Below are 12,355 nucleotides of genomic sequence, written 5' to 3' on the forward strand. Positions count from 1 at the left end.
GATGCCCGAGGACGACGACATCAACTTCGCGATCCTCGCGCTGCTGATGATGGAACGTTTCGGGCCCGGGGAGCATGGCCTGACCACCGAGGACGTCGCGCAGAGCTGGCTCGGCGACCTGCCGGCCGGCCGCGTGTTCACTGCCGAGCGTGTTGCCTACCGCAACCTTCTCGAAGGCGTCGAGCCGGCCCGCGCGGCGGTCGTCGGGAACCCGTTCCGGGAGTGGATCGGCGCCCAGATCCGGACCGACGCGTACGGCTGGGCTCATCCCGGTGACCGTACGGCGGCGGCCCGGCTGGCGCTGGTCGACGCCCGGCTCAGTCACACCGGCGCCGGTGTCGACGGCGCACTCTGGGTAGCCGCGATGTCAGCCGCCGCACTGGTGCTGGACGACCCGGTCGCGGCTGCGACAGCCGGCCTGGAGGCGGTGAACCCGCAGGGCGCGATCGCCCGCGCGGTCCGTTTCGGGCTGACGCTCGCCGACGCCGGTCTCGACGAGGCGCTGGACGCTCTGCATGCGGAGTACGGCGACCTGCACTGGGTACACGCGGTGAACAACACGGCACTCACTGCCTACGCGCTGACGGCCCCGGATTTCGGCGCCGCGATCGGCCGGGCCGTGATGGGCGGCTGGGACACCGACTCGGCCGGTGCCACCGTGGGCGCGGTTTTTGGCGCCACGCGCGGGGTTCCGGCAGAGTGGTCGGGACCACTGGACAACCGGGTGGCCACCAGCCTCCCCGGGATGAACCAGATCGCGATCGACGAGCTGGCGCGGCGGACTGTGGAGGTGGCCCGGGGTGGAGCCTGAGGTTGTAGTAGTAGGTAGCGCGAACGTGGACCTGGTCCTCCCGGTCCAGCGCATCCCGCGGCCGGGGGAGACGGTCCTCGCGGGGCTGATGACCCGCGGCCCCGGCGGCAAGGGGGCGAACCAGGCGGTCGCGTCCGCGCGGGCCGGCGCCCGTACGGCGATGGTGGTCGCGCTCGGCGACGACGAGGGCGGCGCGCTGCTCCGGGACGCGCTCGACGGCGTCGACCTGTCGCTGGCGACCACGAGCAAGTCCCCGACCGGTACGGCGATCATCACCGTCGAGGAGAGCGGCGAGAACTCGATCGTCGTCGCGCCCGGCGCCAACGGCGAGCTGACGCTGTCCGGTGCCGCGCTGGCCGCGATCGGCCGGGCGAAGGTCGTGCTGTCCCAGCTGGAGATCCCGTTCGGCACCGTCCAGGCGGCGGCCGCGGCGGCGCCGTACTTCATCCTGAACGCGGCCCCGGCGGCGGAGCTGTCCGACGAGCTGCTCGCCGAGGTCGACCTGCTGGTGGTGAACGAGACCGAGGCCGAGGCGATCGCCGGGCCGGACCGGTCCGCGCTGCTGCGGAAGGTACCGGCCGCGGTGGTCACGCTGGGCGGTGCGGGCGCGGTGATCCTGACCCGCGACGCCGACGAGATCGAGGTGCCCGGCGTACCCGTGGAGGTGGTCGACACGACCGCCGCGGGCGACACTTTCTGCGGGGTCCTGGCGGCGGCGCTCGTTGCCGCGTCAGCTAACGACTCGGTCACGAGAAGCGACCTGACGAACGCGGTCCGACGCGCTAACGTTGCTGCTTCATTAAGTGTTCAGGCTGCGGGGGCCATTCCCTCGGTGCCTCACGGGGATGCAATCGACGCGCGTTATGCGGAGGTATACCTGTGAACCCGCTCGAACCGCGGCCGATCGATCTACCGACCCTGGTGGACCCGACGGCCGACGTGTCCTTCCTGGACGACGCCAAGATCATTGGCGCGCCGGAGGACCCGGCCGACCTGCCGCGGTGGCGTGCGACGCTCGCCGAGTGGAAGTCCGGCGCTCTCGAGCGGACCCGGTACGACGGTTCGCACTACACCGAGCCCGGTCGCGAGTGGACCCAGACGGCGTACTCGGTGGCGCTCGTCTGGCTCTGGGACGACCTGCTGTACGACCTCGCGACCGGGAAGTTCACGCCGCGGAAGTTCGTCGAGCACGGGGTCGCGGAGTTCGGTGGGTACGACGCGATCGTGCTCTGGCACGCGTACCCGGTGATCGGGATCGACGACCGGAACCAGTTCGACTTCTACCGTGACGTCCCCGGCCTGCCGCAGCTCGTCGACGACCTGCACGAGCTCGGCCTCAAGGTGTTCTTCGACTACAACCCGTGGGACGTCGGCACCCGCCGGGCGGCCCGCTCCGATGCGGACGAGTTCGCCGCGCTGGTCAGCGACTACAACGTTGACGGCGCCTTCCTGGACACGCTGAAGGAGGGCGATCCGGCCTTCGCCCGGGCGCTGCGCCAGGCGAACCCGGCGATCGCGCTGGAGGGCGAGTCCCGGTTGCCGCTGGCAAGGATCGGGGACCACGCGCTGTCGTGGGCGCAGTGGTTCGCCGACACGCACGCGCCCGGCGTACTGCGGGCGCACCTGTTCGAGCGCCGGCACATGATGCACCACACCCGCCGCTGGAACCGGGACCACAGCGACGAGCTGCAGTCCGCCTGGGTGAACGGCGTCGGCATGCTGGTCTGGGAGTCGGTGTTCTCGGCCTGGGTCGGCTGGAACGCCCGGGACCGCGCGACGCTGCGCCGGATGGTGACCGCGCAGCGGGCGTTCGCGCCGGTGCTGATCGACGGCGACTGGATCCAGCTGACCCCGGAGATCCCGGACAAGGCCCGTGCGCACGGCGTCTACGGGTCCCGGTTCGACCTCGCCGACATCACGTTCTGGACGCTGATCAACCGCGACGAGGAGGACTTCGAGGGCATCGTGCTGCGCTCGGAGGACCAGGTCGGGGACTGGTACGACGTCACGTCCGGCGTCCCGATCACGGCGGACGACGACGGCGTCCATCTCGTCGTACCGGGTCGCGGCGTGGCCGGCATCGTCCGGGTCGGCGCGACCGCCGGCGCCTCCTGCCGGGCGACCGCGCGCCGGCTCGGGACCCTGCCGCGGCCACACGTCCCGGAGTCGGCGTTCCCGATGCGCCCGGCGGAGCTGGTCGCCGTACCGTCGGTGTCCGGGGAGGCGTCCATCGGCGCGACGGTCGACGTACCGGCCGGCGAGCGCGTGCTGACGGTGAAACACCGGCGTCGCGAGACCGGGCTGTACGACACCGCGCCGTACGTGGAGGAGTGGAAGCCGCTGCCGCCCCGGCTGCACGACGTCCAGACGGTCACCCGTGAGGTCTCGCTGCCGGGGGTCTCGGTGGCCGTGGCCGAGGTGACCAACGCTCAGTATTTGGCCTTTCTGCAGGCGACCGGTTACCAGCCGCTGATTGCGAACCGGTTCCTGAAGCACTGGGCCGACGGAGCGCCGGTGCCCGGGACCGAGGACGAGCCGGTGACGTACGTCGACCTCCCGGACGCGCGGGCGTACGCCGCGTGGCGTGGCGGCCGGCTGCCCACCGAGGACGAGTGGCAGGTCGCGGCTCGTGACGCAGGTTTCAGCCGGTTGGAACCGCTGGTGTGGAACCTGACCGAGAGCGAGCACCGCGACGGCCGGAGCCGGTTCTGCATTCTCAAGGGCGGCTCGCACTACCGCGCCGAGGGCTCGGACTGGTACGCCGACGGCGGGCCGCAGGAGCCGGAGGTCAGCTTCAAGCTGGTGCTCACCGGCGGCGGGCTGGACCGCTCGGCGACCATCGGTTTCCGGTGCGCGGGATGAGACCCGCCGCTCTTGACGGTGTGAAGGTGCTGGAGGCGGCGACGCTGTTCGCGGGACCGCTCGCGGCGACCTTCCTCGGCGACTTCGGTGCCGACGTCACGAAGATCGAGCACCCGTCGCGTCCCGACGCCGCCCGTACCCATGGCGCGTCGAAGGACGGGGTCGGGTTGTGGTTCAAGACCCTCGGGCGGAACAAGCGGCTCGCGACGCTGGATCTGTCGCGCGGCCGGGACGTGTTCCTGTCGTTGGTGCGGTCCCATGACGTACTGGTGGAGAACTTCCGGCCCGGGACGCTGGAGCGCTGGGGTCTTGGGCCCGAGGTGCTGCTTTCGGTGAATCCCCGTCTGGTGATCGCGCGGGTGACCGCGTTCGGGCAGGTCGGGCCGTGGTCGCGGCGGCCCGGGTTCGGGTCGCTGGCCGAGGCGATGAGCGGGTTCGCGGCGGTCACCGGTGAGCCCGACGGGCCGCCGACGCTGCCGCCGTTCGGGCTCGCGGACGGGATCACCGCGCTGGCCACGGCGTACGCGGTCCTGGTCGCGCTCCGCGAACGCGATCGCTCCGGGGCCGGGCAGGTGATCGACATGGCGATCATCGAGCCGATCCTGATGATGCTCGGCGGCGGCATCACGGCGTACCAGCAGACCGGGTACGTGCAGCCGCGGCTCGGGAACCGGTCGTCGAACAACGCGCCGCGCAACGTTTATCGCACTGCCGACGGCCGGTGGGTGGCGGTGTCGACGAGTTCGCAGAGCATCGCCGAGCGGGTCGTGACACTGGTCGGGCGCGCGGATCTCGTCGCGCAGCCGTGGTTCGCGACCGGCCGGGAGCGGGCGCAGCACGCCGACGAGCTGGATGACGCGGTCGGGTCGTGGATCGCCTCGCGCCCGCTGGAGCTGGTGATGGCGGAGTTCGAGAAGGCCGAGGCCGCGGTCGGGCCGGTGCACGACATCCGCGGGATCGTCGAGGATCCGCAGTACGCCGCACTCGGGACGATCGTCAGCGTTGACGACGACGAGCTCGGCGGACCGGTCGAGATGCAGAACGTGTTGTTCCGGCTGTCCGAGTCGCCGGGAGAGATCAAGTGGGCGGGGCGCCCGCACGGCGCGAACACCGACGAGGTGCTCGCCGAGATCGGCGTCACGCCCGACCAGCTCGCCGCGCTGCGGGCAGCCGGAGTCGTCTGAGCGGAGCATGTGGTGGGTTGGCGTCCGAGAAGCTGGGTTCGCGCCCGAGATCCAGGGCGCAAATCTTGCATCTCGGACGCCTACCAGCGAACGGTTGAGAGGGGGAATGAGGTGTTGACTGCGTTGTATGTGCCGGGGAACCGGCCGGACCGGTTCGCGAAGGCCGTTGCCGCCGGCCCCGATCTGGTGGTGTTCGACCTGGAGGACGCGGTACAGGTGGCCGGCAAGGCGGACGCCCGCGGCTGGGCGGTGGCCTGGATCGCGGCGAACGTCTCGCGGCCGGTGGAGATCCGCGTGAACGCGTTGCACTCGCCGTGGATCGCGGACGACCTGGCGGCGATCTCCGCCGTACCGTCGGTCCGGCTGCGGGTGCCGAAGGTGGAGAGCGCCGCCGACGTGCACGCCGTACTGGAAAAGGTGCCGTCGGCAAGGATCACGGCACTGATCGAGTCACCGCTGGGCGTGGAACGGGCGTTCGAGATCGCCACCGCCGATCCGCGGGTGGTCGCGGTCGCCCTCGGCGAGGCGGACCTGTCCAGCGCGCTCGGCGTGGACGGCCCTGCAGGGCTCGCCTGGTCGCGCGCACGTCTCGTCTCAGCCTCCCGCGCTGCCGGACTGGGCGCGCCGATGATGTCGGTCTATCCGAACGTGCACGATCTGGACGGACTGCGGCAGTCGTCCGTCGAAGGCCGGGCGCTCGGATTCGTCGGGCGTACGGCGATCCACCCGCGGCAGCTGTCGACGATCGTGGAGGCGTTCACCCCGTCGGCTGCCCAGGTCGCCGCGGCGGAGGAACTGCTGGAGGCGGTCGAGAAGGCCGACGTCAGGAACGGCGGCGTACTGGTCCTTCCGGACGGCCGGATGGTCGACCCCGCGATGATCGGGCGCGCCCGCGAGGTCACCGCCCTGATCCGGGAGATCCGGACCTCCACCACTGACCAACCCACGGTCACCTAGGTCCCGGCACGCTCAGCGGGCGCCGCAAGGCCGGCATCGGCGTGTGTTGGTCAGTGACACAGGTCCGCGGAACGAGGTCGGCTAAGGTCGTAGGCATGCTGCCGCGCAGTGTTGATGCCGTGGTGATCGGTTCGGGGCCGAACGGGCTGGTGAGCGCGATCACGCTCGCCGACGCAGGCTGGGACGTGCTGGTGCTGGAGGCCGCCGACACCTTCGGCGGCGCGGTCCGGTCGACCGAGGACGGCGGCTGGATCAGCGATCGTTTCAGTTCGAACTACCCGCTCGGCGTCGCGTCGCCGGTGATCCGCGCGCTGGAACTGGAGAAGTTCGGGCTGAAGTGGTCGCACGCGCCGCTCCCGCTCGTCCACCTGCTCGACGAGGACGGCGCCGCCGCCGCGATCCACCCGGACCCGGAGGACACCGCGAAGTCGCTCGGCGCGGAACACCCGGGCGACGGCGAGGCCTGGCTGCGGCTGTACCAGCAGTACGTGGCGGTCCGCGAGCCGCTGCTGAACGCCCTGCTCACCACCTGGCCGCCGGTCGGCCCGGGGCTGAAGCTGGCCCGGAGGCTCGGCTCGGCGGGGGAGCTGCTGCGGTTCGCGCGGTTCATGGCGATGCCGATGCACCGGATGGGCCAGGAACTGTTCGCCGGCCGGCACGGTCCGGCGCTCATCGCGGGGAATGCCATGCACGCGGACGCGCCGTTGTCCGGCAGCGTCAGCGGCACGATGGGCTGGTTGCTCGCGATGATGGCGCAGGACGTCGGGTACCCGGTCGCAGCCGGCGGCTCGTCCACGTTCTCGGGCGCGCTGGTACGACGGGCCGAGCGGGCCGGGGCATTGCTCGTGTCGGGCATGCCGGTCACGGGCGTCGACGTCACCGGCGGCCGCGCCACCGCCGTACGGACGTCGTCGGGGGAGACGGTCACGGTCGAGCGGGCCGTGATCGCGGACACCTCGGCACCGGCGCTGTACGGCGAGTTGTTGCCGGAGGCCCTCGTTCCGGGCGGGCTGCGGCGGGACCTGGACGAGCGGTTCGAGTGGGACTACCCGACCGTGAAGCTGAACTTCCGGCTGAGCGGGCCGATCCCGTGGAAGGCGGTCGAGGCACGCTCGGCGGGCGTCGTACACCTCGGTGGTACGGCGGACGACCTGGTGCACCTGTCCGCGGACCTGGACACCGGGCGGGTGCCGTCGCAGCCGTTCCTGCTGATCGGGCAGACCACGAAGTCGGACCCGTCGCGGTCGCCTGCGGGGACCGAAGCGGTGTGGGCGTACGCGCACCTGCCGCGCGGGATCGCGGACGACGCGTCGGCGGAGAAGCTGGCCGGACGGATGGAGCGCGCGATCGAGCGGTTCGCTCCCGGGTTCGGTGACCTGATCGTCGGGCGGGATCTGCAGCGGCCGTCAGCGCTCGAGTCCGGGAACACGGCGCTCGGGTTCGGGGCGGTCGGCGGCGGGACGATGCAGCTGCACCAGCAGTTGGTGTTCCGGCCGACGATCGGGCTCGGCGGCGCCCGTACCTTCGTCGACGGCCTGTACCTCGGCAGCTCGGCGATCCATCCGGGCGGCGGCGTCCACGGCGCCTGCGGTCACCTCGCCGCCCGGACCGCCCTCCGCGACGCGTCCCTGCTCGGGCCGCTGACCCGCCGGCTTCCCGCCGCCGCGCTGCGTCGCCTGCAGCAGTGAGGCTCGACGAGGCGGCCTGCAGAGCCCGGGTGGCGGCCGCCCGGGTCGGACGGCTGGCGACCGTCGACGCGGATCTGCGCCCACACCTCGTGCCGGTGACGTACGCCGTGCACGGTGACTCGTTGTTCGTCGCGGTCGATCAGAAGCCGAAGACGACGACCGCGCTGAAGCGGTTGCGGAACATCGCCGCGCACCCGGACGTCGCCGTACTGGTGGACGAGTACGACGAGGACTGGACCCATCTGTGGTGGGTTCGGGTGGACGGGGTGGCGCGCGTGGTGACCGAGGACGCGGCGGCGGTGGAGTTGCTGGTGGCGAAGTACCCGCAGTACGACGCCGATCCGCCGCGGGGGCCGGTGATCGAGATCCGGGCCGGGCGGTGGTCGGGGTGGGCGTTCGGGTGACGGCAGCTCGACAGGAGGTGTCGGTCCGTCGCGGCGGCGTGCACGCTCAGCGGACCGGCCGGTCGGGCTCAGTGGGCGTATACGTACTGTCGAGCGGCGGGTTAGGCTCGGCGGCGTGAACGTGGAGGGGCTGTTGCGGGAGCTCGCGCCGCAGGTGCTGGGGTTCCTGGCGCGGCGGCACGGGCAGTTCGACCTGTGTGAGGACGCCGTACAGGAGGCGTTGCTGGCGGCGGCGACCCAGTGGCCGGTGGACGGCGTACCGGGGAATCCGCGGGGCTGGCTGATCACGGTCGCGACCCGGCGGCTGACGGACGTGTTCCGGAGCGAGAGTGCGCGGCGGCGGCGCGAGGACAACCTGGCGGCGATGGCCGGGCCGGAGGAGTTGGTTGCCCCGGGCGCCGATGTGGACTCGGTGCCGGACGCCGACGACACCTTGACCCTGTTGTTCCTGTGCTGTCACCCGGCGGTCACGCCCGCATCCCAGGTGGCGTTGACGTTGCGGGCCGTCGGTGGTCTGACCACGGCGGAGATCGCCCGCGCGTTCATGGTGCCGGAGGCAACGATGGCGCCGCGGATCAGCCGGGCGAAGAAGAGCATCAAGGCGGCCGGTAGCCGGTTCGAGATGCCGCCGGCGGCGGAGCAGGCCGAGCGGCTGCGGGTCGTACTGCAGGTGCTGTACCTGATCTTCAACGAGGGCTACACCGCCAGCTCGGGGGAGGAGCTGCAGCGCGTCGAGCTGACCGCGGAGGCGATCCGGCTGGCGCGGATGCTGCGTACGGCGCTGCCGGACGACGGCGAGGTCGCGGGGCTGCTCGCGCTGATGCTGCTCACCGACTCCCGGCGGGCCGCGCGGACGACGGCCGACGGCGGTCTGGTCCCGATCGACGAGCAGGACCGCTCGCTGTGGGACCGCGCGCAGATCACCGAAGGCGCCGACCTGATCCTGCACACGCTGCAGCAGGGCGCGGTCGGTCCGTACCAGCTGCAGGCCGCGATCGCCGCCGTCCACGCCGAGGCCCCGACCGCGGACGCGACCGACTGGCAGCAGATCCACGCGCTGTACCTACTCCTCGAGAAGTTCGCCCCGAACCCTATGGTCACCCTCAACCGCGCGATCGCCCTCGCCCAGGTGGAAGGCCCCCAAGCGGGTCTGGACCTGCTCACCACGATCGAGCACGACAAGAACATCACCGAAACCCACCGCCTGGACGCCGTCCGCGCCCACCTCTACGAACGCCTGGGCGACGCCACCCGAGCCCACTCCCACTACCTGGCCGCAGCCCGCCGCACCACCAGCCTCCCCGAACAGCGCTACCTCCAGGCCAAGGCCGACGCAGTCGCGGCCGGAGCCGGCTGAACGTTCACCCGGCGGGCTGGGCCCGGCGGCGGCTGTCGGCGGGTATGGCGGCGCCGCGTAACCGCTCCGCCCACCAGCCGCGGCCGTTGTCCGTTGCCCGGAACGCTCCGCCGTGCCGTGCCGTGGCCGTTGTCCGTTGCCCGGAACGCTGCGCCGTGCCGTGGCCGTTGTCCGGTGGCCGGAACGCTGCGCCGTGTCGTGGCCGTGCCCTGTTCTTCCTACTTGAGTTTATCCGTTGGCGTGCCTGGTGTGGTCGGGTTATCCACAGGCGACCCGGCGGCCGGTCTCGTGGGAGTGGATCGCGGCGTGGGCGAGTTGGAGGGCGCGGCGGCCGGCTTCGGCGGGGACGGGGGGTGGGTCGCCGGCGCGGAGGGCTTGGAGGAGGGCGTCGACGTGGCGGTCGAAGGTACCGGCGAAGTTGCGGGAGTCGTCGTCGAAGTACGTCGAATGCCAGCGTTGCTCGACCGGGTCGCCGGGTTTGGAGAAGCTGAGGGCGCGGACAGTGTCGTGGATGACGAGCCGGCCCGCGGTGCCGTTGATCTCGATCCGCTGCGTGTCCGGGTACGCGTACGACGAGTCGTAGCTGCCGAGCATCGTGCCGACCGCGCGGTTCGCGAAGTCGAGCGCCAGCGCGACCGTACTGAACGCGCCGTACGTCTTGTCGGTCAGCTGCGCGGATACGGCGGAGATCGGGCCGACCAGGTGCTCGAGCATGTCGAAGCCGTGGCACTGCGTCTCGATCAGGTTGGCGTGCGGGGAGCCGCCGCGGTTCGCCTCGCCGCCGAAGCGCCAGGTCGCGAACACCAGGTCGCCGAGCTCGCCGGCGTCGATCAGGGCCTTGGCGCGCTGCACCGGTTCGGCGTACCGGTGGTTGAAGTTGATCGCGAAGAAGTTGCCCTGAGCATCGTGGAGGAGGGTGTCGGCCTCGGCGAGATCGAACACCAGCGGCTTCTCGACGAGCAGCGGGATACCCGTGTGGACGAGCTTCAGCGTGACCTCGTAGTGCTCCTCGTTCGGCAGGCAGACCGTGATCAGCTCGGGCCGCTCGCGTTCCAGCATCAGGTCGAGGTCGGTGTACGGCGTCGTGCCGTACCGCTCGGCCCGCGCCCGCGTGCGCTCCGCCGTCCGTCCGACGACGGCGACCAGCTCGGTGTCCTCGCGGCGCGCGAAGATCCGGGCATGGTGCTCGCCCCAGCCGCCGGCGCCGACGACCGCGACCCTCACGACGCACCCTCCTGGGTGATGACGACCTTCCCGGTCTCACCGGCCAGGAACAACCGGAACGCATCCGCGATCTCGGACACCGGGAAACGATGGCTGATCACCCGCGAGATCAGCTCCTGGTGCTCCGACAGCACCGCGAGATTGCCCGGCATCTCGTCGTACCGGAAGTACTCGCTGCCGAGTACTGCGTGCTCCGGGCTGATCAGGTCGTCGGAGGCGCTCAGCGTCACGCCCTCGCCGTGGCCGACGCAGATCAGCGCGCCGCGCTTGCCGATGATGTCGAGCGCCGCCCGTCGTGCCGATTCCTTGCCGGAGGCATCGAACGCGATGTCCGGGTTCCCGGCTGCCTGTAGATTGTCGACAATCAGCGGGATCGCGCCGAACGTCTCGGCGAAGTCCAGCCGCCAGCGCGACACGTCGGAGATGTAGACCGGTACGTCGGCGCCGTACCTGAGCTTGCTCATCACGGTCAGCCCGAGCCCGATCGGCCCGGCGCCGGCGATGTAGACGCTCTCGACGTCCTGCCGGACCAGCGCCGCGCGGCCGAGGGCGTGGCTGCTGGTACCCATCACGTCGAGCAGCATCGTCGCGTTGCCGATCTCGACGTCGTCGGTGATCGGGAAGAAGTTGGACTCGTGGACCAGCTCGTACGGGCCGTAGCCGCCGTCGTGGGTGAAGCCCATGTCGGCGCGTTTCGCGAAGCACTGGTTGGTGGCGCCGTACCGGCAGCTGCGGCACTCGCCGCAGTAGTCCATCAGGAATACCGCGCCGCGGGTGCCGACCGGCGTACTGGTTCCTTCGCCGGCCTGCAGGATCGTCCCGGCGGCCTCGTGTCCGGGGACGACCGGCGAGCCGCCGACGTACTGGTGGCGGTCGGTGCCGCAGAGCGCGTTGGCCTGCACGGACAGCAGCAGCTGGCCGGGGCCGGGGTCGGCGTACTCGTGAGCCGCGAACTCGATGTTTCCGGCTCCGGTGAACTTCGGGGCGAGAGCGGTGCGCGTCATGCTGCCGGAATTTACTACGTAGCAAATCCACGCCACAAGAGGTCGCGCCGGGTCGGTTGGTCAGCGGGTGGAGCTCTCCCGGATCCGCAGCTCGTACCCGGCCATCCGGTGCTCGGGGACGTGCTCCTCGTCCCGCTGTTCCGCCAGCAGGTCGAGCGCGCCGTTGGCGATGTCGCCGAGCAGCGGCGCCACGGTACTCAGCGTCGGCGTCGACAGCCCCGACTCGACGATGTCATCGAACCCGATCACCGAGACGTCCCCCGGTACGTCGACCCCGCTGCGGTGCAGCGCCCGCAGTACGCCGAGCGCGGCGGAGTCGTTCATCGCGAAGATGCCGTCCGGCCGCAGCCGCTCGAAGGTCCGGGTGATCGCCGCGGCCGCCGCGGCGGTGGTCCAGTCGCACTCGACGAGCAGCTCCGGATCGATCGCCGTACAGTGCTTCTTGAGCGCGGCCTGGTACCCCTGCCGCCGGAGCTGGTACGAGCGTCGCGGGCCGTGGTTCGCGCCGAGCAGCAGGATCCGCCGCCGGCCGGTGTCGAGCAGGTGGGTGACCGCGGCCTGCGCCGCCTCTCGGTTCTTGATGCCGACGTGGTCGATCGTGCTGCCCGGCTCGCGGTCGCCGATCAGGACCACCGGGTGCGCGCCGCGCCGGTCGCCACGGCCGAGCGAGACCGCGCTCATGATCACGCCGTCGGTGAGGATCTCGCCGCCGCGGAGCAGTTCGAGCTCGGCGTCCCGGTGACCGCCGGTGGTCTCGACGAGGACCGTCGTCCCGCGGTCCCGGGCGGCGCCGACGACCGCCTCGGCGAGGTCGGCGAAGTACCGCTCGCGAAAGCTCGGGACGGCCAGCGTGACGGTGCCGGT

General features: G+C 71.4%; 11 protein-coding genes. 8 read left to right on the top strand and 3 right to left on the bottom strand.

Going from position 1 to position 12,355, the window contains the following annotated elements; all coding sequences use genetic code 11:
• The 8 genes from VFF46_RS40485 to VFF46_RS40520 form a co-directional block, all read left to right on the top strand.
• Positions 1-811: ADP-ribosylglycohydrolase family protein (locus VFF46_RS40485; RefSeq protein WP_325042587.1), on the top strand; the 811-nt coding region annotated here is incomplete at its 5' end.
• A complete protein-coding gene (locus VFF46_RS40490; protein ID WP_325042588.1) occupies positions 801-1,694 on the top strand; it encodes a ribokinase in 894 nt (297 codons plus the stop codon). The genes VFF46_RS40485 and VFF46_RS40490, both read left to right, overlap by 11 nt.
• Positions 1,691-3,673: an SUMF1/EgtB/PvdO family nonheme iron enzyme gene (locus VFF46_RS40495; protein WP_325042589.1), complete on the top strand. Its 1,983-nt coding sequence runs from the start codon at positions 1,691-1,693 to the stop codon at positions 3,671-3,673. Before VFF46_RS40490 ends, VFF46_RS40495 begins: the two co-directional genes overlap by 4 nt.
• A complete protein-coding gene (locus VFF46_RS40500) occupies positions 3,670-4,857 on the top strand; it encodes a CoA transferase (protein ID WP_325042590.1) in 1,188 nt (395 codons plus the stop codon). The genes VFF46_RS40495 and VFF46_RS40500 overlap by 4 nt, the downstream gene beginning before the upstream one ends.
• 111 nt (positions 4,858-4,968) lie before the next feature.
• Positions 4,969-5,814 (top strand): CoA ester lyase, encoded by an 846-nt coding sequence (locus VFF46_RS40505; protein WP_325042591.1) that lies wholly within the window; start codon positions 4,969-4,971, stop codon positions 5,812-5,814.
• Between the two features lie 95 nt (positions 5,815-5,909).
• Entirely contained in the window at positions 5,910-7,502 is a 1,593-nt protein-coding gene (locus tag VFF46_RS40510) for an NAD(P)/FAD-dependent oxidoreductase (RefSeq protein ID WP_325042592.1), read from the top strand.
• Positions 7,499-7,906, top strand: coding sequence for a TIGR03668 family PPOX class F420-dependent oxidoreductase (locus tag VFF46_RS40515; RefSeq protein WP_325042593.1), 408 nt, complete (start codon positions 7,499-7,501; stop codon positions 7,904-7,906). Before VFF46_RS40510 ends, VFF46_RS40515 begins: the two co-directional genes overlap by 4 nt.
• Positions 7,907-8,021: 115 nt before the next feature.
• Entirely contained in the window at positions 8,022-9,263 is a 1,242-nt protein-coding gene (locus VFF46_RS40520; RefSeq protein ID WP_325042594.1) for an RNA polymerase sigma factor, read from the top strand.
• A gap of 258 nt (positions 9,264-9,521) precedes the next feature.
• On the opposite strand, the gene VFF46_RS40525 is transcribed toward VFF46_RS40520, so the two are convergent.
• The 3 genes from VFF46_RS40525 to VFF46_RS40535 all read right to left on the bottom strand — a co-directional run.
• Positions 9,522-10,487 carry a Gfo/Idh/MocA family oxidoreductase gene (locus VFF46_RS40525; protein ID WP_325042595.1) on the bottom strand — a complete coding sequence of 322 codons (966 nt, stop codon included), beginning with the start codon at positions 10,485-10,487 and terminating at the stop codon, positions 9,522-9,524.
• Positions 10,484-11,491, bottom strand: coding sequence for an alcohol dehydrogenase catalytic domain-containing protein (locus tag VFF46_RS40530; RefSeq protein WP_325042596.1), 1,008 nt, complete (start codon positions 11,489-11,491; stop codon positions 10,484-10,486). Before VFF46_RS40530 ends, VFF46_RS40525 begins: the two co-directional genes overlap by 4 nt.
• Before the next feature lie 60 nt (positions 11,492-11,551).
• Positions 11,552-12,355, bottom strand: an 804-nt coding sequence (locus tag VFF46_RS40535; protein WP_325042597.1) for a substrate-binding domain-containing protein, incomplete at its 5' end; no start/stop codon positions are given.

It is taken from the genome of Kribbella sp. (genome assembly GCF_035655035.1).
In the GTDB taxonomy this organism is placed as follows: domain Bacteria; phylum Actinomycetota; class Actinomycetes; order Propionibacteriales; family Kribbellaceae; genus Kribbella.